Origin of the sequence: Shewanella jiangmenensis (genome assembly GCF_018596335.1) — a bacterium.
GTDB classification, from domain to species: domain Bacteria; phylum Pseudomonadota; class Gammaproteobacteria; order Enterobacterales; family Shewanellaceae; genus Shewanella; species Shewanella jiangmenensis.
In genome coordinates this window covers 738,379-765,140 of record NZ_JAHEPS010000002.1, presented here as the reverse complement: position 1 = coordinate 765,140, position 26,762 = coordinate 738,379, and the positions used below count along the sequence as shown (strand labels likewise).

Here is a 26,762-nt window from a genome sequence, read left to right as displayed (position 1 = left end):
CAGGAGTAAACTCCCTTGTGCTGCCGCTCGACTTGCATGTGTTAGGCCTGCCGCCAGCGTTCAATCTGAGCCATGATCAAACTCTTCAATTAAAGTTTTGGTCTCAATGAATTTCTGCTGTCATGCTCTGCATGAAAACTCTTTCATTGATAAAATCGTTTTGTCGACTTCATCAACCTGCGAGTATCCACACAGATTTGCTTGTCTTATCTGATTTTTAAAGAACATCCGGTCGCGCTTGGCTCACCGGGTCAGGGCTGCGTATTCTACGCTTTCCTGCTTTCGCGTCAAGCAGTTTTTGCAAACTTTCTTTCGACGCTGTTGAAGTTGGCTTTCGCTCGCTTCAACCACCTTCACGCTACGTTTCGCTTGGCGCCCCGTGCCGTGTCAGTGGATGCGCATTATAGGGAGCCTGAACTTTTGCGCAAGGGCTTTTTCTGCGAAAACAACCCAACTGAGCAAAGTTCAACCAAAAACACCATCTACAATGGGAGGCCGCCTAATTTATGGCGATTTTCCGTACAAACCCATCGTTTAAGCGCGTCAGACGGCAGGTAAAAACACTCAAGAACTTTCGCAGCGATCTTCATAACAAGCATCTGATGTACTGTCTTGCTGAACTATCTTGCTTCAGATGGCGTAACGTACTTGCGGCACATGGCATAACCTAGATTGCCAATTGGCGAATCAAGACTCAGGAGCAACCCCATTCAAATGCAAGCAAGCTCGAGCACGTTCGACTTTTATCAGACTGCTAAAACGGTATGGGAGAAAGATTATGGTCAATGCTTGGGCTTTTCGCAATCAAGGCATCTCAGTTTAACAATTTCTATCTGGCAAACGCTGCAAGGCAGGCACTGGCGGGGTTGTCTACAACCGCGACGCGCAATCATAAAAGGTTGCCCAACTCATCTGGCTTACGCCAAACGAAAACGCCGACTCTCGTCGGCGCTTAACTACTTATAACTTTTCCGGTAGCCATCGCTTTAGCGCTGCGGCTTTGAAAGCAGAAAAGTGAGACTAATCCTTGGTATCGTCCGGCTCATCATCTCCAACCACATGGGAAACTTTGAGTTTACGTACCGAGCGCACGGTAATCACAGGCCCGGACAGCGCATAAAGGTAAAAGCCAAGGCAAAGAATTAATGCGGGTTCTACCGAAATCACCACAAACACGGCAACTACCAGCAGGATGACAATAAAGTTGACCTTGCCGCGCCAGTCCACTTCTTTAAATGAGTGATAACGGAAGTTACTCACCATCAATAGGCCAGTGCAAACAGTGACGGCTGCAAAGAGATAACTGACCGACGCCGCCTCAACCTGATACTGATGACCAAGCCACACAGTACCCGCAATAACCGCCGCCGCTGCGGGACTCGCCAGTCCCTGAAACCAGCGCTTATCGGCGACGCCCACCTGGGTGTTGAAGCGCGCAAGCCTCAGCGCCGCACCAGCACAATAGATAAAGGCAGCAAGCCAGCCAATCTTCCCCAAATCCGCCAACGCCCAGTTGTAAGCAATCAGTGCCGGCGCCATTCCGAACGACACCATGTCGGCCATACTGTCGTATTCGGCACCGAATTCACTTTGGGTATTGGTCAATCTGGCGACGCGGCCATCAAGACCGTCACACAGCATGGCAACGAACACCGCAATGGCCGCCGATTCGAAATGGCCGTTCATTGAGGCGATGATGGCGTAGAAACCGGAAAAGAGGCCCGCGGTGGTAAAAAGATTGGGTAACAGGTAGATACCGCGATTTTTTGCTGTTGGCTTGTCAATATTTTGCATACACTGAATACCATTGAGTAACAATAATTCCAAGATATCACACTTTCGCCATGCACTGGCGAGGGCTTCAGGAGGCAAAGCCTTATGTTTAATCGGTATCAGCTTTTTGCATTATCTCTGCTACTCGGCTCCAACATGGTCGCAGCCACCACTATATATAAGTGGGTCGATGAAAACGGTGTCACCCACTATACCGAGCAGCCTCCCGAAAAGGATGGCAAAGCCCAGGTAATCAAGGCGGCTGATATTGAGCAAAAGCGAATTGGTTTTGAATCACCCAAACCACAGGCCAAAGCCGATGAGCCACAAACCGACGAGCAGAAAAATGCCGACCTCATCCGTCAGCAAAATGCCGAACAAGCCGATGCCATTTGTGAGCAGGCAAAGCAAAACCAGGAAGTGCTGGAAAACTTCAATCGTGTTACCCGTAAAGATGCGGGCACCAATGAACCTGTGGTGATGACAGATGAAGAGCGCGAAGCGGCGCTGGCGGACTCCAAAAAGCGGGTAGAACTTTTCTGTAAAGAGAGTGGCGGCAAAGCCAAGAAATAAGCCAAGAAATAAGCCAAAACGGTAATCGACGGCAAATAGGTTAAAAAATGTCGCTAAAGACATGAAAAGGTAACGACATAAAAGAAGGGAGCCAGATGGCTCCCTTTCTATTTGAGGCGTTTCGCGATGCTCTGAATCAATAAAGCTGAGTCAATAAAGCTGAGCCATAAAGCTAAGCCACTCAAGCTAAGCTGTAATAGCTAAGCCCACGTCAGTGGCTTTGCAGCGGTTTTTGACTGAACACCAGCTCGGCATCCTGACAGTCGACGACTATGGGCTGCCCGGGCATAAACTCACCCCGCAGCAGTTTTTGCGCCAACGGATTTTCAACTTCCTGCTGCAGCGCCCGTTTCAGTGGCCGCGCGCCGTATACCGGATCGAAACCGGCTCTGGCGATAAAGGCCAGTGCTTCGTCACTCAGCACCAATTCAAACTCGCGCTCGGCCAGACGCTTACGCAGCGATGCAATCTGGATGGCGGCGATATGTTTAATGTGCTCTGCATCCAGTGGATGGAACACCACAGTCTCATCGATGCGGTTTAAAAACTCCGGCCGGAAACTGTGTACCACCACATTCATCACTTCTTGCTTCATCTCGGTGTAACTCAAGCTACCGAAACGCTCCTGAATAATGTCGGAGCCAAGGTTTGAGGTCATGATGACAACGGTATTGCGAAAATCCACGGTGCGGCCCTGACCGTCTGTCAGTCGGCCATCATCCAGTACCTGCAGGAGAATGTTGAACACATCGGGATGCGCTTTTTCCACCTCGTCGAGCAAAATCACCGAATAAGGCTTACGGCGAACAGCTTCGGTAAGGTAACCGCCCTCTTCATAGCCCACATAGCCGGGAGGTGCGCCCACCAAACGTGAAACCGAGTGTTTCTCCATAAATTCCGACATATCGATACGCACCAGCGCCGACTCAGTGTCGAACAGGAATTTCGCCAGCGACTTACACAGCTCAGTTTTACCCACACCGGTTGGGCCGAGGAACAAAAACGAACCAATAGGACGGTTAGGATCGGCAAGTCCGGCGCGGCTACGGCGAATGGCATTGGCCACCGCATCCACCGCCTCGTTCTGGCCTATCACCCGCTCATGCAGCGCATGCTCCATTTGCAGCAGTTTTTCGCGCTCGCCCTCAAGCATCTTGGCGACCGGAATACCGGTTGCCTTGGACAGCACCTCGGCAATCTCCACATCGGTGACCTTGTTGCGCAGCAGCTTCATGTCCTGCATTTCGGCCTGAGCGGCCAAATCGAGCTGCTTTTCAAGCTCGGGAATGCGGCCGTACTGCAGCTCAGACATGCGGGTCAGATCACCGGCGCGGCGCGCCACTTCCAGATCGAGCCTTGCCTGCTCCAGATCGGCCTTAATATGCTGAGTGCCGGCAAGTGCCGCTTTTTCGGTGCGCCAGATTTCATTAAGCTCGTTGGCCTTGGCTTCGACTTCTTTCAGTTCAAGGCGCAAATGCTCAAGCCGTTTGCGGCTGGCCTCATCGTTTTCTTTCGCCAGCGCCTGCTCTTCGAGCTTAAGCTGAATAGCGCGGCGCTCGAGGCGGTCAAGCGACTCAGGCTTGGAGTCAATCTGCATCCGAATGCTGGAAGCGGCCTCGTCAATCAGGTCGATGGCCTTATCAGGCAGCTTGCGGTCGGATACATAACGGTGCGACATGCTTGCCGCCGCCACAATCGCCGGATCGGTAATTTCCACATGGTGGTGCAGCTCGTAGCGCTCTTTCAAACCACGCAAAATGGCGATGGTGTCTTCCACCGACGGCTCGTCCACCAGCACTTTTTGGAAACGGCGCTCAAGGGCGGCATCTTTTTCCACATATTGACGATATTCATCGAGGGTGGTGGCACCAACGCAGTGCAGCTCGCCGCGGGCCAGCGCAGGCTTAAGCATGTTGCCGGCATCCATGGCACCATCGCCTTTACCGGCGCCGACCATGGTGTGCAGCTCATCGATAAAAAGGATCACCTGGCCTTCTTCCTGGGCAAGTTCATTGAGCACGGCTTTCAAGCGCTCTTCAAACTCACCGCGGTATTTGGCACCGGCCACCAGCGCGCCCATGTCCAGCGACAGCACCCGCTTGTTTTTAATGCCCTCGGGCACTTCGCAATTGACGATGCGCTGAGCAAGCCCCTCGACGATGGCGGTTTTACCCACGCCGGGCTCGCCAATGAGCACGGGATTATTTTTACTGCGCCGCTGCAACACCTGAATGGTGCGGCGAATTTCATCGTCACGGCCAATCACGGGGTCAAGCTTGCCCTGCTCGGCGCGCTCGGTCAGATCGACCGTGTACTTTTTCAGCGCCTGACGGTTATCTTCAGCATTGGGGTCGTCGACCTTTTGGCCAGCGCGAATGTCTTCAATGGTTTGCTCCAGCCGCTCTTTGGTGGCACCCGCCTGTTTGAGGATCTGCGCCAGGGTGTCGTTGCCTTCAAGAGCAGCCAGCACAAACAATTCGCTGGAGATGTATTTGTCTTTGCGCTTTTGCGACAGCTTGTCACACAGATTAAGCAAACGAATGAGCGCCTGTGACAGCTGCACGTCACCGCCGGTGCCTTCGACCTGGGGTTGACGCTCCAGCTCTTGAGACAAGAGTGAGCGCAGGTTACTCACCCGAATACCGGCCTGGGTTAACAACGGATGAATAGAGCCGCCATCCTGATTCAGCAATGCCATCATCAGGTGCACGGGTTCGATAAATTGATGATCTCTGCCAAGCGCCAGAGACTGCGCATCGGATATCGCTATCTGGAATTTATTGGTCATACGATCGAGTCGCATACAGCCTCCTGAAACACGAACTGCAGGAATTCCTGGGTTAGCTAAAAGATGGGGCTGTATGGCGTAATTTCAAGTGCGCAAAAACTATTCACGCACTGAAATTGATTTACTCGCGCCAGATAAGGGAAGCCATGCGCCCGGTTACGCGCTCACGGCGGTAGGAGAAAAACCGCTCAGGATGGGAAAAGGTACAGCTTTCATCGGCAAATATAAGCTGAACACCAGCCGCCTTAAGCCGCAAACGCGCAAGCTCAAACAGATTGGCGAAGTACTTGTGCGCAAGATGGTCCCGCGCGGCAAAGCAGGCATCGAACGCCGCTAAATCCGCAGCCGGCGCCTTTGCCAAAAAGGCATCTCTCACCTCAGCGCCAACTTCAAAAGCCTCTGGGCCAATGGCCGGGCCAAGATAAGCAATGATGTCGGCGGGCTTGGCGCGAAACTGCGAAAGCGTGGCTTCCAGCACCCCATCACATAAACCCCGCCAGCCGGCGTGGGCTGCGGCCACTTCATCTCCGGCCTTCGAGGCAAAGAGTACCGGCAGGCAATCGGCGGTCATCACCACACACACCTTGGCGGCAGCGGCAGTATAACTCGCATCGGCATCGGGGGCGGTTGTGAGGTTTTGGTCATCGCTAACAGCAGCGCTCGGGTACTCGGTCTCGAGATGCAGCACCCTTGTACCATGCACCTGATTAAGCCACGCGGGCTCAGCGGGCAGTAAAAGCTCGCGGCCGAGCAAAGCCCGATTTTGCAGCACCGTTGCCGAATCGTCTCCCACATGCAGCCCAAGATTGAGGCTGTGATAGGGCGCAGCGCTCAAACCGCCGCTGCGCTCAGTGAAGGCGAGCTTAACCCCGGCCGGCACTTGCCAGCCGCCGGGCAGCTTACAGATAGTCATGGGGATTGGCTTCGGTGTCCTTACGAAGGGCCTTGGTCAGCTCAACCATGTCGTCCGGAATTGGCGCGTTGAAGCTCATCACTTCCAGCGTGACCGGATGCACCAACTCAAGCTTAACGGCGTGCAGCGCCTGGCGGGTGAAGTTTTTCAGGATCTCGAAAAACTCCGGGCTCGCGTTTTTCGGCGGCTTTGGGCGACCGCCATATACAGGGTCGCCCACCAGCACATGGCCGATGTGCGCCATATGCACCCGAATTTGGTGAGTGCGGCCAGTTTCAAGGCGCAGACGCAAACGGGTGTGGGCACGGAACTTTTCAGCCACCCGGTAGTGGGTCACAGACGGACGGCCACTGTGATGCACCGCCATATGGGTGCGCTTGGTGGCATGACGGCCAATCGGTGCATCGACTGTGCCGCCGGCAGTCATGGTGCCAAGCACAATGGCCTCATACTCACGCACGATTTCACGGGCCTGCAGCGCGGCAACCAAATGGGTTTGTGCCTCAACCGTCTTGGCCACCACCATCAGGCCGGTGGTGTCCTTGTCGAGACGGTGAATGATACCGGCGCGGGGCACATGCTCGATTTCGGGGCAGTGATGCAAGAGAGCATTCATCAGGGTGCCATCGGCATTGCCGGCACCGGGATGCACCACCAAACCGGCAGGTTTATTCAGCACCAATATAAAGTCGTCTTCGTAGACGATGTTCAGGTCGATATCCTGAGCCTCGGCGGCAACCTCTTCTTCGAGGGCTGCTTCAATCTCAATGATCTGCGACTCCAGCACCTTTTCCCTGGGCTTGGTGACAGCCACGCCATCAACATATACATTGCCGCCGAGGATCCACTCCTTGAGGCGGGTACGCGAATAGTCAGGAAACAATTCAGCGATGGCTTGGTCGAGTCTCAACCCCGTTTGGGTTGCTGAGATCTCGCTTTTTAGATTAATCTCTTGGGTCATGGGAACCGTACCCCTGTATCGGGGTCCAAATTGGTGTCTATCAGTTACAATCGGATGTTCTCCATTTTATCGTGAAATGGAAGAATTCTTAACTACAACTTCAAAAGAATTGAATTCGCGTATGTCAAAATTTGCCAAAGGCTCGGCCGTCGCCCTTTTAGCACTGGCCCTGGGTGCCTGTAGCAGCACCGGAAGTCAGGAAGATGCGGCGCTCAGCCAGAAGTCGCCCGACGCACTTTACGCCCAGGCCCGCACCTCGATGGAGCTGGGTAATTTCTCCAAGGCGGCCAAGAGTCTGGAAGCGCTGGACTCGCGTTTCCCGTTTGGTCCGCACAAGACTCAGGTCCAGCTCGATCTTATCTATGCTTATTATAAGATGGACGATACTCCTCAGGCGCTGGCCAACATCGACCGTTTCCTGCGCCTTAACCCCACCCACCCCGATGTGGATTACGTACAATATATGCGGGGTTTGGTGAATATGCAGGCCGACAGTTATCTGTTCCATGACATGATGAACATCGACCGTACCGACCGCGACCCTAAAAATGCCATGGATGCGTTCAAGGACTTCGACCGTTTGCTCAAGGTCTACCCCAACAGCAAATATGCGGCCGACTCGCGTAAGCGGATGCAGTTTTTGAAAAACCGTCTGGCGCGTTACTCGATTCAGGTTGCCGAGTACTATGTCAAAATGAATGCCTGGAGTGCGGCGGCCGTCCGTGCGCAAACTGTGCTTGAGTCGTTCCCGGGTACCCCTTCTACCGAGCGGGCGCTGGAAATCATGGCCGAGTCATATGATGAGCTGGGTCAGGAGAAGTTAAAGCAGCACGTATTGCTGGTAATGAAAGAAAACTTCCCCTCCAACGAGCTGGTAGCTAACTGATAGCCGCTCATCCGGCATCGATGTGACAATTAGCGTGACAATCAATGCGACATTGCCGGCGCTGCCGCGAAGAAATTTTCGCCGCTAAACAACGCTGACTTTCCCCCCAACGCCCGACTTTTTCGTCGGGCGTTGCTTTTTCAGGCGCCGGGCGCGCCGTTTTTAGCTACTGCCCTTAGTCAAACCGACTATATACGGTGTTTAGCCGCAAAATCCCCAGCAACAAAAACCAAGGTCTTGTACCGACGAAATCCTGCTTCTGGTCATTTAAAACACACCAAAATACCCATTTCGGCCCATTTTGAATGATTCTTGTACAAACGATACTGTTTTTGAAATATTTCCGATAAAAGAGTTGACTCAAAAGCCCAAAAGCTATTTAATGCACCCCGTCGCCCGAATAGCTCAGTTGGTAGAGCAGCGGATTGAAAATCCGCGTGTCCCTGGTTCGATTCCGGGTTCGGGCACCACCTTCAACTTAAGGTGCTCTGGCGACAGAGAAAAATTGCAAAGCAGTACAGTGCAGGTGTGGTGGAATTGGTAGACACGCCAGCTTCAGGTGCTGGTGCTCTTACGAGCGTGGAAGTTCAAGTCTTCTCACCTGTACCACTTTGCGATTATAGTTAGCTGTACAAAGACTCATTGTGCAGGTGTGGTGGAATTGGTAGACACGCCAGCTTCAGGTGCTGGTGCCCTTACGGGCGTGGAAGTTCAAGTCTTCTCACCTGTACCAATTAACACAAAGAGTCTTTAACAATACAGTGCAGGTGTGGTGGAATTGGTAGACACGCCAGCTTCAGGTGCTGGTGCTCTTACGAGCGTGGAAGTTCAAGTCTTCTCACCTGTACCAAACAAATAAGCCTCGCAATGCGAGGTTTTTTTGTATCCAAAATTTGTCATCCCGCAGAAACGCCCTCTCCTTTTGTTTGCTATACCTATAATGTGACTCAACCAAAGGCATGGCCGAGTCGCTGGTATGGATGCGTCCTTCCCTTGTTTCAGGGGGCCGTGATGAACCAGTTGCAAATCAAGCACAAAATGATGCTTGGCTTTTTCCTTCCTGTGTCTTTGCTCATCATTATGTGTACTGTGTCGTTGAACATCATGTCGAAGATTGAAGCGGGCGTACTCAGCATCTACAACGACCGAGTTGTCCCTCTGGAAGATTTAAAGCTTATCGGCGATGACTACGCCGTGTTTGTTATCGACGCCATCAACAAGGCCAATGCCGGCGGATTCAGCGCCGAAGAAGCCCGCACCGAGCTGAAAGAGGCGCGCCAGAATATCGAAAGACGCTGGCAAAAATACATGGCGACTGAGCTTACCGACGAAGAGCGCCAACTTGCGAGCGAGGCCGAGCGCCTGTTCAGCCCAGCCAACAACCAGATAGAGCAGCCCTTGGCAAACTCGGCGGCTTGTCCGGCAACATTGCTGGTCAGCTAACCTCGGACATCATGCCGCTCTACAACGTTATCGACCCCATCAGCGGCAAAATCGCCGAGCTGGTAAGCCTGCAAATCAAGATTGCCGGTGAAGAGCGCGCCAAAGTCGAGGCCATGCACGCAAGCTCTGTGGTGTGGTTTATTGGTCTTGCGGTGTTTGCGGTTGTGGTAACGGCGCTGCTTGGGTACTGGATTAACCGCGGCGTGATGTTACCTGTTACCGAAATCCGCCAAAAATTGAGACTTATTCGCGAACATTCAGACATGACAGTGTCATTCAGGGTATTCAGGCAGGATGAGCTTGGCTATATCGCAACCGATCTGAACGATGTAGTGAACCACCTGCAGGGCATTTTAAAGAGCATTGCCAGCGCCGCCGCCACTTTGGGTGACTCAGCCAACGAGCTCAACACCTTTACTCGCCAAACCAATGACCGCATGAATCAGCAGCAATCGGAAACAGAGCAAACCGCCACCGCGATGAATCAGATGACAGCCACCGTGGCTGAGGTTGCCCAAAGCAGCAATTCGGCGGCCCAGTCGGCCCGCAGCGCCGACGAAAGCGCGGCAAAAGGCGATAAAATTGTGCAGCATTCCATCAGCAGTATGTCATCGCTCGCCAGTCAAATTCAATCAACCGCATCGGTCATCAGCGAGCTTGCTACCGAAAGCCAGAACATAGGCCGGGTGCTGGACGTGATTAAAAGCATTGCCGAGCAAACCAACCTGCTGGCGCTGAACGCGGCCATCGAGGCGGCCCGCGCCGGCGAGCAGGGCCGAGGCTTTGCTGTGGTCGCCGATGAAGTGCGAACACTGGCGCAGCGCACCAGTCAATCCACCCGGGAAATTGAGTCCATGATTGAGTCACTGCAATCTGGGGTCAAAAGTGCCGTCACCTCGATGGAGCAAGGCATAGAGCAGGTGGATGAAGCCAATCGCAGTACCAATCTGGCTGGCGAAGCGCTGCGGGAAATAGTCGCCGCCGTCGACAGTATTACTGAACTCAACACCCACATTGCAACGGCAGCCGAAGAGCAAAGCTGTGTGGCCGAAAGCATTAACCGCAACATCATCGCCATCAGTGATATAGCCCAGAGCTCCACTCAGGCGTCTAACAACATGACAGATGCAGTCACCAAGCTCGCAAACCTTGCCGGACAAATGCGCCGCCAGGTAGCCACATTTGTGCTGTAGCTTAATCAGCGCTGTCGTGAGGGAATGTATGCTTGCTTAGGGGTTCACTAAACCCAATAGAAGCGGCCATTCACGGCCGCTTTTTATGATCCAAGGCCTTCATGGAGCATGGAGCTTAGAGCATGAAGCTGTTAGCACAACTCAGTGAGGCAAGCTCCGGTTCAATAAATTCATGGAATAGCGGGCAGTAATGGAATTGCGGGCATTAATCGAATAGCGCGGATAATAATGGACTAGCACGGGCAATTCCTGAATAGCGCGCTGCAGTTTGTCTTGATTGCAGCACACGCAGCTTGCCCCCCTCTTTTGCCAATGCCAGAACCAGAACCCAAGCTAGAGCCAGAGTCGCAGATAACGCTGCGGCGTCACCCAACTGTTTTGACTAGCCTTGCCGCATGCATAAAGCGCAGGCAGACCCGATTGCGACCTTCAGACTTTGCCAGGTACAGCTGTTTGTCGGCCATAACCAGCATGTCCTGCCAGCTTAGCTCATCAAACTGCGGGTCATAACGCTCAAAGAGCACCCCGCCTATGCTGATGGTTACCATACCGAATTGGCCCGCCGGATGGGCAATATTCAGCTCTCTTATGCGGATAAGCATACGCTCGGCCAAGCGCTCTATCTGCGTAGTATTGTCGCCATGCACCACTACGCAAAACTCTTCTCCGCCAAAGCGGGTTACCAGCTCACCACGGCGGCGACACTCAATCAGCAAGGCCTGGGCGATCGACAGCAGGGCTTTGTCACCGGCGCCGTGCCCCAGGCTGTCGTTGTACTTTTTAAACTCATCCACATCTATCATTAAAAAGCCGAGGGCGCCCTTGCCTTCGCTCCACTCGCTGTACGCCCGGCTGGCGAACGCCTCAAGCCCGCGACGATTGGCAATGCCGGTTAAAGGGTCTTTCAAGGACAAAGACTCGAGGTAGTTCTGATGACGCTCCAGCATCTCAGCCAGTTGATTAAACGACAGCGTCAGCTTGTCGATTTCTTCAAGAAAAAAGCGTTGATTGATTTTGACCAGACGCCCTCTGGCCGTCATTTTCAGCAACACCCGGTGGATATTGTTCAGCGGGGTAATGAGCAGCAATGACAAGGGCACAGAGCCAACAAAGAGGATCACCATGAAGGTTGCAAAAATCAGCACCGACTCTTTGGAGATAAACGACGGCATAACCCCTTTATGGTGAGTCACTGTCAGCACCAATGCGGGCATATCAAACACATCCTTAATCAGCCACTGGTGACTTAAACTGATATCGTCGATATCCAGAGTATCGTTAAACTCAGGCAGCTGGTTATGAAGACGAAGATTGGCAAGCCCGAGGCTTGAATCCACCAGCGTAAGCTGCTTGAGCTTATCCGACAAAGATACATCGACTATCCGCACCACCATAAAGCTGCCGACCACAGGGCCAACGCCTTTGCTTGGCAGCACAGTGGTATTGCTGAAAAACAGCACCCTGCTGCCATGGCGGACAATACCGCTGCGGGTACTGGTTTTTTGGTTATCGACTGCGGCTTTATCCGGCAATACCACGCCAAACCACTGGGGCTGGGCGTTCACATCGTCCGGGATTAACCCCGGCACGCTTTGGTACTGCCATACTATGTCGCCATTTAAATCAAACAGAAAGGCGCCGTCCATCTGCGCCGCACTGAAGGCTTCGGGGTAAAGATTTGACTCGGCAAAAGCGGGGGTCGGCGCTTTCAAAAAGTCCACCATCTCATCCCAAACTGCATAATCGACGCTTATTGTTGTCAGCGGCTGGCGGAAAAAATCGACCCCGGCTTTAAGGGCACGCACCTCCATCAATTGCTGATCGCGCACCTCCCGCATCAGCTCCGGTCGTAAAAACAGGCCATAAAGCAGAAATGACGTCACAAAAGCCGCCACGGTCAACACAGTACCAAGCAATAAGCTAAAGTGGTTCAGCCTCATGGTGCCAGCCCCCTTGTCTTAGTACTTTAAGCGTAGTCAACATCGGTAAATCAGGCACAAAAAAGCCGCCCTCAGGCGGCTTTTATCGGCAAAAAATGCTTAACTTATACGGAATTGGCTGACCGCATTTTTAAGATAAGCAGCCCGCTGGCGTACATCATCAGATGCCCTGGCATTGGCCTTGGCGGCCTCAGACGACTCCTCAGCGATATCGCGGATAATGACCACGTTTTTATTCACTTCGGCTGCGACACAGCTCTGCTCTTCAATCGCCGCAGCAATCTGGGTGCTCATGTCCATGATGTTGGCCACATCATTATTGATTTGCTCAAGTAAGGTGCCGGCACTCGCGGCCTGCTCCGAGCTTTCCACGCCCTGGCGCTGGCTCGCCTCCATCAGCTGCACAATTGAGCGGGTACGGCTTTGCAGCGTCTGGATAATGCCGGCGATTTCTTCGGTAGACTCCTGGGTACGCATGGCCAGAGAGCGCACTTCGTCCGCCACCACGGCAAAACCGCGCCCCTGCTCGCCGGCACGGGCCGCTTCAATGGCCGCGTTCAGCGCCAGCAGGTTGGTTTGCTCGGCAATGCCGCGAATAACATCAAGCACGCTGCCGATGGTACCGCTATCGCGCTCAAGCTCGCCGACCACGGTCGCAGAGTTAGTCAATTGCCGCGACAAAGATGCAATTTTATCAATGGTTTGCTCAACCCCAAACTGACCACTCTTCGCGTTGGCGTGGGTATGACTGGCGCGCTCGGCGGCGTGTTCGGTGTTCTTGGCAATCTCATCGATGGTGGCGCCCATTTCGGTGATGGCAGTAGCAACCATATCGGTTTCACTGAGCTGGCGCATTACACCATCCGATGCCCGGGTGGCATTTTGAGAAAGCTCGCTGCAGGAGTGATGCATGATTTCAACCGCCTCGTTAACCTGCTGAATAAGCGATTGGAAACTATCAACCATCTGATTGAAATGCAGTGCAATTTCTGCAATTTCATCTTCAGTGCCTGTATCGCAGCGCAGGGTTAAATCCTTCTCGCGGCCAACCTGTGAAATCACCTGATTAATGCTGTTAATCGGCCGGATGATGGCGCGGATGATAGTCAGGGTAAAGAAGGCCACCAGAATGGCAATGACGGCGAAAATAATGGTTGCCAAACGGGCGCTGTCACCTTCCTCATCGTGAATTTCAGCAAGCGCCAGCTCCCGCAGTTCCTTGGTCGCCTGCTCAGCCTCATCAATCACCTGACGAAGCTCTCCGAGTTTACCATCGTCTTTGCTGAGCCCGAACTCCCGCTCTTTCGCTACCAGCGCATGAAAACCCGAACTGTATTGATTGATAAGTCTGGAGATTTCCGCTTTGACATTGTCGTCCAGTAACGCGGCTGACAATTCGGCTTCAAAACCGGTCAGGGTTTTTTCAAACTTCTCCAAATCGGCCACGTCACGGCGCAGCATAAAGTCTTTTTCGTTGCGCCTTAACTGCAGCATTTGCACCGCAATTCTTGGCTGGTCGTGCTCCTTAAGCAGGGTTTCAACGTTATGTACCGCATCGCGCAGGCTGCCATAAAGCCCCGCTTTGGGGTTAAGGCCAATCTCCTGCTGTAAACTCACCACCTCAGCAAAAATAAGCAGATAGCGGTCCGACAACGACGTAAAACGGTTAAGCGCATCCTTGGGGATCTCATATTCTTCAAACACCGCCCTGACCCGCGCCAGGTCATCATGCATGTCTTGCGAATGTCTGGCATGGTCAGCAACGTACGCCATGTCTTTACGGGTGAGGAAATCCTTTTCGTCCTTACGCAGCTCAAGCATATCCCGCTCAAGCTCAACCACTGACTGCGCCGACAGCGCCAGTTCAACCTGAGTCTTACCCGAGTATATCTGCAGGCCAAACATGGCAACCAATGCCCCGATGGACATGGCCGCACTCAGCATTAATTTTTGACGAATGAGCATGTTACTCTCCCCAGTTGCCTGCTCTTATACACTGTAGACGCTGAATGCAGATTTCACATCGCGCGCCGGCAGCGTCACAAATATATCACCAGTATTTTCCACTTTACCCATGACAAATGAAAGCTACAAAACCGCATTAATGCATTAATTCACATGACTTTTAATAACTGACATAGCAAAACCACAGTGCAATGCCGGATATCAATTAAATGAGGTGACAGGCAGGTTGTTTTCACTAAAATGTGCATACAATATTCACACACTACCCAACACAATGAAGATAATCACAGCACAGGATGTTCACCGCGCCCTCGACTTTAACTGCCTCATCGAGGCGCTGAGATGCCAGTTTTCAGCCCCATCCAGCGCACCGAAGCGGCAAGTTTACCCACTCGATGCTGCTGGCAGCCACGACGCCTTTGCCTTGCTCCCTGCTTGGGATGTGCACAGTATCGCCGTAAAAGCCTTTACCTATTTACCTGATAATCCAAGTAACAATCCCGGATGTCAGAGTCTTTACTCACAAATTTTGCTCTTCTGTCGCCAAACCGGCGTCCCAGAGGCTCTGATAGATGGCACCAGCGTGACTTACTGGCGCACCGCTGCCGTATCCGCGCTCGCATCCTCTTACCTGTCACGCTCCGATAGCAAGCGACTGCTGATATTCGGCACCGGCAATCTGGCGCCTTTTATGGCATTGGCACACGCCGCCGTGAGACCCATCGACGAAATCCGTGTGATTGGCAGAAACCGGCAAAGCGTTGACAAGACCTGCGCCAATATCCGCGAGCAAAGACCGGATATCGACATTCGCCCCGGTGATGCAGCGCGCGACGTGCCATGGGCCGATATCATCAGCTGCGCCACCGGCTCGCCTGTACCACTCTTCCCCGGTAGCTGGGTAAGTGCCGGCACCCATACGGATTTTGTCGGCAATCACCATCAAAACTGTAGGGAATGTGACACTGAACTGGTGCTGAGTGCTCAGGTTTTCGTCGACTCCAGAATAAACGTCTTCGCCGAAGCCGGTGAATTGCTGCTGCCGGTGCAGGAAGGACGCTTTGAACTTGGCAGTGTCCGCGCTGAGCTTAGCGAGCTATGTCGCGACCGCATTTCCAGCGAAAAAAGTTCCAGCGAAAAACCTTGCAGCGACGAGCTTTCAAACAGCAACCGCAGCACAGCGCCGTGGCGCACCAGTCCCAGCGACATCACCCTGTTTAAGAGTGTCGGCTCTGCGCTGGCAGATCTTGCTGCGGCAAGACTCGTGTATCAGCGCCTTGGCGATATGACCTCTGCAAACGAGTGAATTCATTCCTGTGCCGCGACATGGCATTCGGGCACTTGGGCATTCGGGCAACCGCGCTTGGCAACAGGCTTTGGCAACAAGCTTTGGCTCGCGGCTGCGGCGCGAAAAACGCCGCAACGTAAATAAATTTGCATCCCCACTAAACCTTTTTATCTTGGGTAAGTGTCTTATTAGCAAACCAAATCGACGGAAACCCAAGGTGCTCTTCACACAGGCGTCACCCAACGAGCAACAACAGCCAGACGATACCGAGCTTGCCGCCGCGGCCGCCTGGGGCGACAAGCATGCATTCGAGCAGCTTTATCGCCGCCATCATCAACGGATTTATGCTCTGGCACTGAGGCTCGCCGGCGAGCCGAGTGTTGCCGATGAAATTCTGCAGGAAAGCTTTGTCCGCCTGTGGCACAAGCTGCCGCAATTTCGGGGAGAGAGCCAGTTTGGCAGCTGGTTTTATTCGCTGGCGCTAAATCAGGCCCTCAATACCTTAAAGCAGCACCGAAGTTTCTGGTCACGCTTTATGCCGGATTGGCATTTGCATGAAGCTGCGCCGTCGGAGCCTTGCGCACATGGCGGCAATGATGATGAGTTGCTGCTCGACCGGCTGATTTTAAGATTGCCCGAGCGGGCGCGGCTGGTGTTTGTGCTGATCGCGGTGGAAGGGTTTTCCCACGATGAAGTGGCCCGATTGCTTGCTATTTCAAGCGGTACCAGCAAGGCCCATTACCACAGAGCGCGGGAACTGATGAAGGAGATGCTGTCATGATAAAGAGCAAAGACGATCGCCTCGATAGCCTGATTGCCAGCGCCCCCCGTGAACTGGCGCCGGCTACTGACAACTGGCAGGCCATCGCCTCAAGGCTCGACAGGCCTTTGCCGGACACCGAGACATTGCCGTACACCGAGAAATCGCCAGATACAGAGAAAGCGCCGCGCCGCTTACCACTGGCAATAGCCGCAATAGCCATGCTGCTGGTGCTGGTGCCGCTTTTTAACCGCGAACCGGCGCCAACTGATGATGGACTGCACGCACTGATAGACAGTATCGAGCTTGCCCATCAGCAGGAGGTAGCGGTGCTCATCGCGCCATCACAGCTGGCTTGGCAGAAGGTCGGTTTCAGCGACAGTATCGATGCCGGCTTAACTGAGCTGCGTGAAGCGGCCAAGCTCATCCTTAATGCACTGAAAGCCAATCCGCAGGATAAACAACTCTGGCAGCTCTGGCTCTGGGTCCAGCGCCGCGAAATTGAACTGCTTACCCAGGGGCAACGGTTGCCACAAGGCGCCACACAAGGAGATACACTATGAAAACGTTGCACTCATTACCGCTGCTGTGGCTGCTCGCCCTGCCGGCACTGGCCGCCGAGCAGGTCAACCAAACCCTGGATGCGCCGGCAAACCTGCTGCTTGATGTCAAAGTCCAGCGCGGCAAAGTCGAGTTCAGCCCCTGGGATCAGCCCAAGGTGCAGGTTCAGGGCACCCTGGATGAACTCAGTGAAGGATTGGTTTTTGAAAACCGTGACGGCCGGATCCTGCTGGAAGACAAAATGCCCAAAAGCTATCAGGGCAACAACAGCGCAGGTTCGATGCTGGTGATTAAGGTACCGGCAAACCTCACCCTGAGCGCCGAAGCCATCTCGGCCGACATCAAGCTGGCAAATTTGAATGGCGAGCTGACTCTGGGCACTGTCTCCGGCGATATCAACGCCCAGACGCTCAGCGGCAAGCTGCAGGTTAACTCGGTATCGGGCGACATAGGCACCAGCAAACTGAGCGGCGCGGTGGCGCTTGAAACTGTCTCCGGCACCATTACCGACACCGAATCCACCAATACCGATGGGCGCTATAAATCCGTCAGCGGTGATATCAATCTGAAAAATCAGGCCGAAACTGTGCGTATTGAGCAGGTATCAGGCGATACCGAAGCAAGCCTTGGCAGCGCAGGCTCGCTGAAATATAACGCCGTCAGCGGCGATGCCAAACTCAGCGTTAAAGGTGATGTCAAACTGTCGGCAGAATCGGTCAGCGGTGATATCGCACTAAGCTTACTGACCAGCCCCGATGTGCGTCTCAGCATCAACGGCGGCCCGGGCGGCGCTATTCACAACGGTCTGTCGGACGATAAGCCGCTGTCACCCAAATACGGCCCCGGCAGCAAGCTTGAAACCCGCATCGGTGAGGGCAAGGGCGTAATTGAAGTCTCCACCCTGAGCGGTGATATCAGCCTTAAAAAGTAAAATAGAAAAAGGGCCGGTTCGCTGGCCCTTTTGCTGCGCGCTTTTTATAACGCACTTTTTTATAACGCACTTTTTTATAACGCAATCTTTTAACGCAATCTTTTAACGCAAGTAAACATGCGCGCTTTGGATTAGGCGCTTTGATTACAGATTGAAGTAAGCCTTTGCCGTAGCGATTTTGCCATCACTTAACCGAGGCAACCTCGGCATCGGTCAAATAACGCCATTCGCCATGGGCAAGCTCTGGGTCAAGTTCAATTGCGCCTACCGCTTCCCGGTGCAGCCCAACCACCTTGTTGCCCACGGCAGCAAACATCCGCTTTACCTGATGATACTTGCCTTCGGTAATCGCCAGCAGCGCCTCGGTGTCACTAAGTATCTCAAGTGTGGCCGGCTTGGTGAGGCCCTCTTCGCCATTAAGCTGCAGCCCTTTGGCAAACACCTCGACCAACTCTGGTGTCAGCGGGTCTGCCAGCTGCACCCGATAGCGCTTGGCGCAGTCGCGCCGCGGCGAGGTGATCTTATGGGACCACTGGCCATCGTCGGTGATGAGCACCAATCCGGTGGTATCGGCATCAAGCCTGCCGGCAATATGCAGTTTGTCCGGGCGGGCGATATCGAGCAAGGATATCACCGACGGATAGTATTCATCCTGAGTCGAGCAGATGGTATCCACTGGCTTATTGAGCATCAGATAGCGAATGCCCACCAACTCCAGATGCTCGCCCTCAAGGCACACCCGCGCCCCTGCTGCCACCTTGAATGCCGGGTCTTTGATAACCTGCTCATCCACAGTGACATCGCCGCCATTGATGGCTTTTTTGGCCAGCCCACGACTTAAGTCAGTGGTCTCAGCCAGAAATTTATCCAGTCTCACGCTTGTGTGCTCCGCTCTTTGCCAAGGCGTCTTTCGGGCCGCCATTATGCCGCGCCCCGCTTAAAAGGCAATCTCGACAATTTTGCTTACAACCACGGCAAAACTTATCTGTGCCCGCCCCTGTTTACATTACCGCAAAAGCTTTAACATATCCGCCGGACATAAGCACAGTAACCGCCTGCAAACAGAACGAAATACTTAAAATGGGTTCGAATGCGGGCGAAACAACCAAGGAAAAGCAATGAGAAAAGTACTCATCGGGGGATTGTGTGCCTCGCTCATCATGGGTTTGGCCGCCTGCAATCAGGAAAAGACCGCAGAAACCAAGGCACCTGAAGTGGCCAAAACCGCCACCGCCGACGCCGTAGCCAAGGCGCTGAGCTCAGGTATTGATTTCGCCAACTTTGACAAGAACATCCGCCCACAGGATGACTTCTACGACTATGTCAACGGCAGCTGGAACAAGAGCACCGAGATCCCGGGCGATCGCACCAGCGTGGGCGCCTTCTACGATCTGCGTGAAAAATCCCGCGATGACGTAAAAGCCATCATCGACGAAGTGGCCGCGACCGCAAATCTGAAAGATGGCACCGACGAGCAGAAAGTGGCCGATCTGTACCGCGCCTTTATGGACGTTGAGACCCTGAACAAACTGGGTATCACCCCAATTCAGCCTGAACTCGATGCCATCGCGGCCATCGCCAGCACCGATGATCTGGTGAAATTTTTCGCCCAGAGCCAAATCGTCGGCGGCGGCACGCCACTGGCATTTTACATCGGCATCGATGCCAAAGACTCCAGCCGCTATGCCACCCACATCTGGCAATACGGCCTGAGCCTGCCTGAGAAAGATTACTACTTCAACGAAGACGAGCGCTTCGTGAAAATCCGTGAAGCCTTCAAGGCCCACATCGAGAAAATGTACCAGCTCGCTGGCCTGCCCAATGGCAAAGCCGCTGCCGAAACCGTACTGAAACTCGAAACCGCCATCGCCAACGCCCACTGGAACGTGGTTGATTCACGCGACAGCACCAAAACTTACAACAAGTTTATGGTGGCCGATCTGGCCAAGCTGGCGCCGGATATCAACTGGAACCTGTACCTGTCGGTGCTGGGCGGCGACAAGCAAGCCGATATCATCATCAACCAGCCAAGCTTTATCGAAGGCCTGAACGCGCTGGTGAAAAACGAGTCTCTGGACAGCTGGAAAACCTACCTGCAGTGGCAAACTCTGACCCACGCCGCCGGTTTCCTGTCTGAGCCGCTGGATAACGAAAACTTCGAGTTCTTCTCCAAGACCCTGAACGGCCAGGCCGAGCAGGAGCCACGTTGGAAGCGCGGCGTTGCCACTGTAAACGGCACTCTGGGCGAAGTGGTTGGCAAGGTGTATGTGAAGCGTCACTTCACCCCAGAAGCCAAAGAGCGTATGCAAGTGCTGGTTGAAAACCTGCGCGGCGCCTACGGCAAGAGCATCGATGAACTGGCCTGGATGAGCGCCGACACCAAGGTTGCCGCCAAGGACAAGCTGGCCAAGTTCAATCCAAAAATCGGCTATCCGAACAAGTGGGAAGACTACAGCAAGCTGACCATCAAGGCTGACGATCTTATCGGCAACAGCAAGCGCGCTGCAGCATTGCAGCACGAGAAAGAGCTGGCCAAGCTGGGCTCACCTATCGATCGCGACGAGTGGCACATGACCCCACAAACCGTGAACGCTTACTACAACCCAACCATGAACGAAATCGTGTTCCCTGCCGCCATTCTGCAGCCACCTTTCTTTAACATGGAAGCCGACGATGCGGTGAACTACGGTGGTATCGGCGCCGTGATCGGCCACGAAATGGGCCATGGTTTTGACGACCAGGGCGCCAAGTTCGACGGCGAAGGCAACATGCGCGACTGGTGGACCGAGCAAGACCTCAAAGAGTTTGCCGCCCGCGGCAAGGCGCTGGTTGAGCAGTACAGCGGCTACAAGGTGTTTGATGACCTGAACGTCAACGGTGAGCTGACCCTCGGCGAAAACATCGGCGATCTGTCCGGTGTGACCATTGCCTACAAGGCCTACAAGATGTCACTGAACGGCAAAGAAGCCCCGGTGATTGACGGCCTGACCGGCGATGAGCGCTTCTTCATCGGCTTTGCCCAGATCTGGCGCGCCAAGATGAAAGAAGAAGCCATGCGTAACCGCGTGGCCACCGACCCACACTCACCGGCCAAATTCCGCGCCCTGGGTGCCCTGTCCAACATGCCTGAGTTCTACACCACCTTCGGCGTGAAAGAAGGCGATGCCATGTATATAGCCCCGGAAAAACGGGTAAAAATCTGGTAAGCGAGTCGCATAAAGCGAAACAAATCAAGGGCGCCTGTGGGTGCCCTTTTTTTTATTCCAGACTGTGCTTATACTCGCCGGAGTATGCCAAGGAGCAACAGATATGCATGAACTCATCGAACAATTACAAGAAATGAGTGAAAGGGTTCCAGTACCGCTGGAATTACCTTCATTTGACCAACTGCTGGATGTGGAAGAAGAAATCCTTATCCCGCTGCCATCGGATTTAAAAGAGTACCTGCTGCACGCCAGCGACGTGATTGTCGGCAGTTTTGAACCCGTGACCGCCGCCGACCGCCACAGCCACACATTTTTGCCGGAAGTCGCAGCCTATGCCTGGTCCATCGGCCTGCCACGCGCCATGATCCCCATCTGCCAGAATGGCGATAACTTTTACTGTATCGACCAGGAAGGTCAGGTACACTACTGGGCTTTTGGCGACTTTACCGACGATCAATGGGATTCCTTCTGGGAGTGGGCCGAAGACGTCTGGATGAACAGTTAATACGGAACCTCTCATGGCAAAAGAAATTGGCCTTAACGGCATCGAAATGCAGTATCTGCGCCTGTCACTCGGTCTGACCGAAGCGCAGGTGGGCAGCATTACCGGCCACAGCGAAGACGCAGTAAAAAGCTGGGAAAGCGGCGAGAGCGAAGCGCCGGGGCTGGCGCAGAAAAAACTGCTGGATATCGATGAAGTGATTGAGATGCAGGTGCTCAATACCTCCGACGGTATCGAGGCCATGTTCAAAAAAGAGCCCAAGCGTCACTTAGCCTTTGTGGTGTACCCGACCCAGGCGTTGTATGCCCAATACAATCCGGAGTTTTTAAGCTCGCTGCCACTGGCAGAGCTTTACAACACTTCCGCCTGGCGCATCAAGAAAGAGTGCCAGTTGGTGCTCGAAGTCGATATCACCCTGGTGCCGCTGGAAGTCGAAAGCTACAAGGCCTATCGCGAGCAGCATGGCCTTGGTGAAAGCCGCGAAAGCCGCGCCAAATGGGCAGCCGCGCAGCTGAAATAAGTGCTGCGGCTTAAAAAGCCCTGGCGTTCTACGCGCGACTACTCATAAAAAAACGGCATCCATTGGATGCCGTTTTTATTTTCCTGTCATCAGGCGGGCATGATTAGAAGTTCATGCTCATCTTGATGTAGGCATAACGGCCCATCGGGTTGTGGGTAGCCATCACATAACCGTACAGATCGGCGTCACCGTCACCAATGGCGAATGGTGGCTCTTCATCCAGCACGTTGTTCAGACCCACGGTCCACTTCAGGGTTTCGCTGAAACGGTAAGAGGCTGACATGTCCACCAGCAGCTGGCCATCGACAGTGCGGGTTTCGTTGTAGTCGGCAAACTCACCGGTGTAGGTCAGGTTAAGGTTGGCGGCAAAGTTATCCATCACCCAATTGGTGGTACCCAACCAGCGATGCTCTGGGTAACGGTATTTACCGGTCCAGTCGGTCAGTACACCTTCTGAGTCCACTTTCTCGAAGTTGATAAGGTAGCTGTATTCCAGACCAAACTTGAGTTCACCGTAGCTGTCGAGCTCCATGCGATAGTGGCTCGACAGGTCGATGCCCTGCACTTCCTGAGAGCTTAAGTTAACAAAGCTTGAAAGGATTTTATCGATAGTGCCGAGGCTGTCGGTGCCCACAGGTGGCAAACGCTTACAGATTGGGCTGTTCTGGTTGGCACAGTTGGCATCGTAAACAGCTTGCGGCTCAAGCTTGTCAATCTTGTTGTCCTGCAGAATGTTGAACCAGTCGAAACTGATATCAAACTCCTGGCTTGGCGCATAAATCATGCCCACGTTCCAGCTCTCAGACTCTTCGGCGTCCAAATCCTTGTTACCGGAGAACAGGAAGTTCTGGTCTAGGTTTTCACACTCAGACTGTGGCAAACCGTTGGCGGCGCAGAAGTAAGTGTCATCCAGGAACAAGCTTTCCTGAGAGGGGCCAAGGCCAATCTGTGCCAGTGACGGCGCACGGAAACCGGTCGCCCAGGAGCCGCGGGCAGTCAGCTCGTCGGTAATGCCCCACTGGAAACCCACTTTCGGGTTGGTGGTAGTGCCAAAGTCACTGTAGTTGTCGTAACGGCCGGCAAGCTGCAGCTCGAAACTGTCAGTCACAGGCACAGAGAATTCGGCGTACGCCGCCCACTGATCCCGCGCCGCTTCAGCAGACACAGCTTCGGTACCAAAAATCAGCCCGCGCTGGAACTGCTCATCGGGCACGTCGCGTACGTCTTCTTCACGGTATTCAACACCGGCGGCCATCATCACGTCACGCTCAGCCAGGGTAAATGCCTGACCTGTGATGTTGGCGTTATAGGCGGTCATGTGCGATACGCCCTGACGGACCAGACTGGTGGTAATGGCATCAATCACTTCCGGTGAGTTAACGGCAGCGCCGAACGGATTGTAGTTACCGGCATCGATTTCACGCTGCAGATAATCCACCCGCACCCAGCCCATGGAGCGATCGCCACTCTGGATTTGTGCCTGACGGCCCTTCTGAGCAGCCATTTCCCAATCCCAGGCATCGTTAAGGGTGCCTTTCAGGCCCGCAACCAGACGCAGCGAGTCAGACTGGATGTCCCAGCGACGGGCGCCGGCATCCACGGTGCGATAACGACCAATCTGGATATCCTTGCCCCAAGGGTTATCAGGGTGAGTGCCGGGCACGGTCAGACCGGCAGACTCATCCAGCGGGGTTGGCGCACCGCCGGCTTCAGAGGTGTTGTGCTGGGCAGCAACTTCAAGGAATGCAGTGACATCTTCACCCACAAAGTATTCAAACTGACCGATAGCGCCCACGCGCTCGGCGGCAGGAATAGTGAGGTTGTATGGACCGTAGTCAAACAAGCAGCTGCCGCTGCCGGTGAGACGATCGGCCGGACAGTCCGGATCCGGAGTTTTCACGCCATCGACATAGAAATAGCCAGGGTAGCCACGTGATGAGCGGTTGTCATCGCCGCCGTAAGGCTCCTGGTTGGCAGTACCGAAGCGGCCCATTTCATCGGCGCCAAGGGTACTGTTGTTGAAATAATCGAGGATGATAGAGGCTGAACCCTTGTCGCTCTTGGTGCCCCACAGCAGGTTTGCAGTCTTTTCATCGTAGGTTGGGCCGAGCGCGCCGCCATAGCCAAGGTTAACTTCAATGCCTTCAATGTCTTTTTTGAGGATGATGTTAACCACACCGGCAATCGCATCCGAGCCGTAAATGGCTGAAGCGCCGTCTTTGAGGATATCGATGCGCTCAATGGCAGATACCGGAATGTTGTTGATATCCACAAACGAGTTACTTACGCCTTCGGCAAAGGAGCTGATGGCAACGCGACGGCCGTTAATCAGCACCAGGGTTGCGTCAGGGCCAAGGCCACGCAAGCTGATCGAGGCCGAGCCGTTGGCGGTAGAGTCCTGGCTGTTGCCACGGGTAGAAAAAGCACCGGCGCCGTTGGCGGGCATTTTTTCCAGCAGCTGCTGCAGGTTATCCAGACCCATGTTGGCAATATCTTCCTTGCCGATGGACTGGATTGGTGACGGGCCTTCAAGGTCGGTACGCTTGATGCGCGAGCCGGTGACTTCCAAACGCTCCACTTTGGCGCCATCGTCGGCTGCAGAGGCCATTGATGGCATTGCCAGCGCAACGGCGAGCGCACAGGCGCTCGGGATCCAGGTTTGAGCTTTCCATGTTTGACGCTTCATTGTCATTCCCCAGTATTTTGGATTGTTGTTTTGCGTTCAGATCCGCAAAATGGCGCTCTGAACTTACTTATGCCAAACCAAAACTACTCAAGCAATTAACAATGTCAACACATTCATCACACAAGCAACCATCACCTCGGCGGCTTGCCGGCGGATTTATCGCTACCAAAGCAGTATTAATATCACTTTTAATGCTACTTAATACCGACGCACTGGCGCAGCAATCACTGGCTGAGTCCCTTAATCAGTGGCGGGATCTGCGCCTGAGCCCAAGCTTCAGTGGCGTTATTCTGGTGCGTAAAAATGAGACAGACCTGCTTACATTTTCAGCGGGCGATACGGTGACCAAAGACAGCCGCTTTATGCTGGGCTCCATCAGTAAACCAGTGTTTGCGAGCTGGTATCTGTCAGCCCACGCGAGCGACCTCGACACCCCACTGGCAGCCAAGCAGTTGCCAGACTTTGCCCATAAGTCCGGCCGCGCCCTGACGCCGCGCATGATGCTAAGCCATACCTCCGGCATCAACCGGCGCGGCAATGGCATAAGCAGCAACCCTCAAAACGCCAATGGCAGCTTGCCGTTTGAGTACAGCAACGCCAACTATCAGATTCTTGTCCAGAGCCTGTTTGCGCCGGAGCCGAAAAATATCGGCGCCGCACTGAGTGCGTTTTTCGCTTCACACAAGCTTGATATTGTTGCCAAAACCGGGGGTTTCACCGAGCTATACCTTGGCATTCAGGGCATGGCACCCGCGTTTGATGAAACTCCGGACACAACACAAAACAGTCACACGAAAAACCTTCACACCAAAAACCTTCACGCCATAAACCTTCACACAAAAGTCAGCCCAGAAGGCAAACAGCGCCATGCCGCCTATCCGCACTCAACGCCATTAAGCCTTGCCTCAGGCACCCTGATTGGCAGCGCAGCCGCCGTGGCTGACTTTCAAACCGCATTGCACCAGGGCAAGTTAATTTCAGACGTCGCCTACCGCGCCATGGTCACGCCCTACAGTCAGCGCGAGCACCGCTGGGGGCCTCTCGGGTATGGTCTCGGCCTGCAAATCGCCAACAAGCCGCTGGAATACAGCCACGGCGGCTATTTGCCCGGCTTTATGAGCCTGATGCTCTACTATCCGGATTCGGGACTGCAGCTGGTGATGCTTGAAAATGTGTCGGCAGATCTCAGCGACCAGCGCAAGGCGTTTGCCCATCAGGATGAGCTTCGCTCGCTGCTGCGGGACTATCTCAATGCAAACTGATGCGAATGCAGCGACCGATATGTAACGCATGACGGGAAAACTGCGCCGCGGGCGCAATCATTAGCCCCGGGGCGCTGGCTTGGGTATAATTGCCCGCATCGGCTCACGCCAACAGACATTGACTGGACTCCATGACCAATAACGATATTTTACGCCGCCTGCGTTTTGCGCTGAATCTTGCCGACGCCAAGGTAGTGGCACTGTTTGCCCTGGTGCACCGCGACATCAGCGAAGAAACCCTGCTCGCGATGCTTAAGAAGGACGATGAAGAAGGCTTTCGCCCTTGCACCGATAACGACCTGTGCCAATTTCTCGATGGTCTCGTAATTGACCGGCGCGGCGTAAAGCCGGGGGCGCCGGCCCCCAAGCCGGAAGAGCTGACCAACAATCTGATTTTCAAGAAGATCCGTATTGCGCTGGAACTTAAAGAAGACGACATTCTCGCCATGCTGACCGCAGCAGGTTTTGAATTGTCCAAGTCTGAACTCAGTGCGATTTTCCGAAGCCCGGATCACCGCCACTTCCGCTCCTGCGGTAATCAGCTGCTGCGCAACTTCTTGAAAGGTCTGTCAATCAAGCTGCGCGGCCGCGGCTAAGCTCAGCCTTATGCG

19 protein-coding genes, 4 tRNA genes, 1 rRNA gene and 1 pseudogene are annotated in these 26,762 nt (G+C 54.0%); 16 read left to right on the top strand and 9 right to left on the bottom strand.

Going from position 1 to position 26,762, the window contains the following annotated elements; translation table 11 throughout:
• Window positions 1-92: ribosomal RNA gene (locus KJI95_RS08790) — 16S ribosomal RNA — on the bottom strand; the annotation flags it as partial.
• A gap of 928 nt (window positions 93-1,020) precedes the next feature.
• Window positions 1,021-1,794 (bottom strand): CDP-diacylglycerol--serine O-phosphatidyltransferase, encoded by a 774-nt coding sequence (pssA, locus tag KJI95_RS08785; protein ID WP_214506793.1) that lies wholly within the window; start codon window positions 1,792-1,794, stop codon window positions 1,021-1,023.
• Between the two features lie 84 nt (window positions 1,795-1,878).
• Between pssA and KJI95_RS08780 the strand changes: the two genes are divergently transcribed.
• The gene (locus KJI95_RS08780) at window positions 1,879-2,346 is read left to right on the top strand and encodes a DUF4124 domain-containing protein (protein WP_214506792.1); all 468 of its coding nucleotides are present in this window, start codon (window positions 1,879-1,881) and stop codon (window positions 2,344-2,346) included.
• A gap of 211 nt (window positions 2,347-2,557) precedes the next feature.
• On the opposite strand, the gene clpB is transcribed toward KJI95_RS08780, so the two are convergent.
• From clpB to rluD, 3 genes are all read right to left on the bottom strand, one after another.
• Window positions 2,558-5,149: an ATP-dependent chaperone ClpB gene (gene clpB / locus KJI95_RS08775; protein WP_214506791.1), complete on the bottom strand. Its 2,592-nt coding sequence runs from the start codon at window positions 5,147-5,149 to the stop codon at window positions 2,558-2,560.
• 106 nt (window positions 5,150-5,255) lie between these two features.
• Window positions 5,256-6,047, bottom strand: a complete 792-nt coding sequence (gene pgeF / locus KJI95_RS08770) for a peptidoglycan editing factor PgeF (protein WP_214506790.1) — start codon at window positions 6,045-6,047, stop codon at window positions 5,256-5,258.
• Entirely contained in the window at window positions 6,034-7,008 is a 975-nt protein-coding gene (rluD, locus tag KJI95_RS08765) for a 23S rRNA pseudouridine(1911/1915/1917) synthase RluD (protein ID WP_214506789.1), read from the bottom strand. Before rluD ends, pgeF begins: the two co-directional genes overlap by 14 nt.
• Before the next feature lie 121 nt (window positions 7,009-7,129).
• Between rluD and KJI95_RS08760 the strand changes: the two genes are divergently transcribed.
• The 6 genes and pseudogenes from KJI95_RS08760 to KJI95_RS08735 all read left to right on the top strand — a co-directional run bounded on the left by KJI95_RS08760 (window position 7,130) and on the right by KJI95_RS08735 (window position 10,530).
• On the top strand, window positions 7,130-7,894 hold the full coding sequence (locus tag KJI95_RS08760) for an outer membrane protein assembly factor BamD (RefSeq protein ID WP_214506788.1): 765 nt from the start codon (window positions 7,130-7,132) through the stop codon (window positions 7,892-7,894).
• Between the two features lie 394 nt (window positions 7,895-8,288).
• Window positions 8,289-8,364, top strand: a tRNA-Phe gene (locus KJI95_RS08755).
• A gap of 52 nt (window positions 8,365-8,416) precedes the next feature.
• Window positions 8,417-8,503 (top strand) — tRNA-Leu (locus KJI95_RS08750).
• Window positions 8,504-8,540: 37 nt separating this feature from the next.
• Window positions 8,541-8,627: transfer RNA gene (locus KJI95_RS08745), tRNA-Leu, on the top strand.
• Window positions 8,628-8,657: 30 nt separating this feature from the next.
• Window positions 8,658-8,744: transfer RNA gene (locus KJI95_RS08740), tRNA-Leu, on the top strand.
• Window positions 8,745-8,905: 161 nt separating this feature from the next.
• Window positions 8,906-10,530: pseudogene (locus tag KJI95_RS08735) on the top strand (methyl-accepting chemotaxis protein).
• A gap of 365 nt (window positions 10,531-10,895) precedes the next feature.
• On the opposite strand, the gene KJI95_RS08730 reads toward KJI95_RS08735, so the two are convergent.
• Window positions 10,896-12,413: a sensor domain-containing diguanylate cyclase gene (locus KJI95_RS08730; protein ID WP_349356717.1), complete on the bottom strand. Its 1,518-nt coding sequence runs from the start codon at window positions 12,411-12,413 to the stop codon at window positions 10,896-10,898.
• Between the two features lie 156 nt (window positions 12,414-12,569).
• Window positions 12,570-14,435 carry a methyl-accepting chemotaxis protein gene (locus tag KJI95_RS08725; RefSeq protein WP_214506786.1) on the bottom strand — a complete coding sequence of 622 codons (1,866 nt, stop codon included), beginning with the start codon at window positions 14,433-14,435 and terminating at the stop codon, window positions 12,570-12,572.
• A 274-nt stretch (window positions 14,436-14,709) separates the two neighbouring features.
• On the opposite strand from KJI95_RS08725, the gene lhpI reads away from it, so the two are divergent.
• From lhpI to KJI95_RS08705, 4 genes are all read left to right on the top strand, one after another.
• A complete protein-coding gene (gene lhpI, locus KJI95_RS08720) occupies window positions 14,710-15,741 on the top strand; it encodes a bifunctional Delta(1)-pyrroline-2-carboxylate/Delta(1)-piperideine-2-carboxylate reductase (protein ID WP_214506785.1) in 1,032 nt (343 codons plus the stop codon).
• 199 nt (window positions 15,742-15,940) lie between these two features.
• On the top strand, window positions 15,941-16,504 hold the full coding sequence (locus KJI95_RS08715; RefSeq protein ID WP_214506784.1) for an RNA polymerase sigma factor: 564 nt from the start codon (window positions 15,941-15,943) through the stop codon (window positions 16,502-16,504).
• On the top strand, window positions 16,501-17,046 hold the full coding sequence (locus tag KJI95_RS08710; RefSeq protein WP_214506783.1) for a hypothetical protein: 546 nt from the start codon (window positions 16,501-16,503) through the stop codon (window positions 17,044-17,046). The genes KJI95_RS08715 and KJI95_RS08710 overlap by 4 nt, the downstream gene beginning before the upstream one ends.
• On the top strand, window positions 17,043-17,975 hold the full coding sequence (locus KJI95_RS08705) for a DUF4097 family beta strand repeat-containing protein (RefSeq protein WP_214506782.1): 933 nt from the start codon (window positions 17,043-17,045) through the stop codon (window positions 17,973-17,975). Before KJI95_RS08710 ends, KJI95_RS08705 begins: the two co-directional genes overlap by 4 nt.
• 184 nt (window positions 17,976-18,159) lie before the next feature.
• Here the strand turns inward: KJI95_RS08705 and rsuA are convergent, their stop codons facing one another.
• Window positions 18,160-18,897, bottom strand: a complete 738-nt coding sequence (gene rsuA, locus KJI95_RS08700; protein WP_214506781.1) for a 16S rRNA pseudouridine(516) synthase RsuA — start codon at window positions 18,895-18,897, stop codon at window positions 18,160-18,162.
• Between the two features lie 196 nt (window positions 18,898-19,093).
• Here rsuA and KJI95_RS08695 point away from each other — a divergent pair, with 196 nt between their 5' ends.
• The 3 genes from KJI95_RS08695 (at window position 19,094) to KJI95_RS08685 (ending at window position 22,203) form a co-directional block, all read left to right on the top strand.
• Window positions 19,094-21,181: a M13 family metallopeptidase gene (locus KJI95_RS08695; RefSeq protein WP_214506780.1), complete on the top strand. Its 2,088-nt coding sequence runs from the start codon at window positions 19,094-19,096 to the stop codon at window positions 21,179-21,181.
• Window positions 21,182-21,284: 103 nt separating this feature from the next.
• Complete coding sequence (locus KJI95_RS08690; RefSeq protein ID WP_214506779.1) at window positions 21,285-21,686, top strand: SMI1/KNR4 family protein; 402 nt, start codon at window positions 21,285-21,287, stop codon at window positions 21,684-21,686.
• Between the two features lie 13 nt (window positions 21,687-21,699).
• On the top strand, window positions 21,700-22,203 hold the full coding sequence (locus KJI95_RS08685; protein WP_214506778.1) for a DUF4447 family protein: 504 nt from the start codon (window positions 21,700-21,702) through the stop codon (window positions 22,201-22,203).
• Between the two features lie 103 nt (window positions 22,204-22,306).
• Here the strand turns inward: KJI95_RS08685 and KJI95_RS08680 are convergent, their stop codons facing one another.
• Window positions 22,307-24,889, bottom strand: a complete 2,583-nt coding sequence (locus tag KJI95_RS08680) for a TonB-dependent receptor plug domain-containing protein (protein ID WP_214506777.1) — start codon at window positions 24,887-24,889, stop codon at window positions 22,307-22,309.
• Between the two features lie 191 nt (window positions 24,890-25,080).
• On the opposite strand from KJI95_RS08680, the gene KJI95_RS08675 reads away from it, so the two are divergent.
• Together KJI95_RS08675 and KJI95_RS08670 are read left to right on the top strand one after the other, a co-directional pair.
• Window positions 25,081-26,151 (top strand): serine hydrolase domain-containing protein, encoded by a 1,071-nt coding sequence (locus tag KJI95_RS08675; RefSeq protein ID WP_214506776.1) that lies wholly within the window; start codon window positions 25,081-25,083, stop codon window positions 26,149-26,151.
• A gap of 131 nt (window positions 26,152-26,282) precedes the next feature.
• The gene (locus KJI95_RS08670; RefSeq protein WP_214506775.1) at window positions 26,283-26,747 is read left to right on the top strand and encodes a YehS family protein; all 465 of its coding nucleotides are present in this window, start codon (window positions 26,283-26,285) and stop codon (window positions 26,745-26,747) included.
• Window positions 26,748-26,762: the final 15 nt, after the last annotated feature.

Excerpts from the sequence above, each read along its gene's own strand:
- clpB (WP_214506791.1), bottom strand. The coding sequence starts at position 5,149 with ATGCGACTCGATCGTATGACCAATAAATTCCAGATAGCGATATCCGAT.
- KJI95_RS08670 (WP_214506775.1), top strand. The coding sequence starts at position 26,283 with ATGACCAATAACGATATTTTACGCCGCCTGCGTTTTGCGCTGAATCTT.
- KJI95_RS08780 (WP_214506792.1), top strand. The coding sequence starts at position 1,879 with ATGTTTAATCGGTATCAGCTTTTTGCATTATCTCTGCTACTCGGCTCC.
- rluD (WP_214506789.1), bottom strand. The coding sequence starts at position 7,008 with ATGACCCAAGAGATTAATCTAAAAAGCGAGATCTCAGCAACCCAAACG.
- KJI95_RS08680 (WP_214506777.1), bottom strand. The coding sequence starts at position 24,889 with ATGAAGCGTCAAACATGGAAAGCTCAAACCTGGATCCCGAGCGCCTGT.
- KJI95_RS08725 (WP_214506786.1), bottom strand. The coding sequence starts at position 14,435 with ATGCTCATTCGTCAAAAATTAATGCTGAGTGCGGCCATGTCCATCGGG.
- KJI95_RS08685 (WP_214506778.1), top strand. The coding sequence starts at position 21,700 with ATGGCAAAAGAAATTGGCCTTAACGGCATCGAAATGCAGTATCTGCGC.
- KJI95_RS08705 (WP_214506782.1), top strand. The coding sequence starts at position 17,043 with ATGAAAACGTTGCACTCATTACCGCTGCTGTGGCTGCTCGCCCTGCCG.
- KJI95_RS08675 (WP_214506776.1), top strand. The coding sequence starts at position 25,081 with ATGCTACTTAATACCGACGCACTGGCGCAGCAATCACTGGCTGAGTCC.
- lhpI (WP_214506785.1), top strand. The coding sequence starts at position 14,710 with ATGAAGATAATCACAGCACAGGATGTTCACCGCGCCCTCGACTTTAAC.
- pssA (WP_214506793.1), bottom strand. The coding sequence starts at position 1,794 with ATGCAAAATATTGACAAGCCAACAGCAAAAAATCGCGGTATCTACCTG.
- KJI95_RS08760 (WP_214506788.1), top strand. The coding sequence starts at position 7,130 with ATGTCAAAATTTGCCAAAGGCTCGGCCGTCGCCCTTTTAGCACTGGCC.
- rsuA (WP_214506781.1), bottom strand. The coding sequence starts at position 18,897 with ATGGCGGCCCGAAAGACGCCTTGGCAAAGAGCGGAGCACACAAGCGTG.
- KJI95_RS08690 (WP_214506779.1), top strand. The coding sequence starts at position 21,285 with ATGCATGAACTCATCGAACAATTACAAGAAATGAGTGAAAGGGTTCCA.
- KJI95_RS08695 (WP_214506780.1), top strand. The coding sequence starts at position 19,094 with ATGAGAAAAGTACTCATCGGGGGATTGTGTGCCTCGCTCATCATGGGT.
- pgeF (WP_214506790.1), bottom strand. The coding sequence starts at position 6,047 with ATGACTATCTGTAAGCTGCCCGGCGGCTGGCAAGTGCCGGCCGGGGTT.
- KJI95_RS08710 (WP_214506783.1), top strand. The coding sequence starts at position 16,501 with ATGATAAAGAGCAAAGACGATCGCCTCGATAGCCTGATTGCCAGCGCC.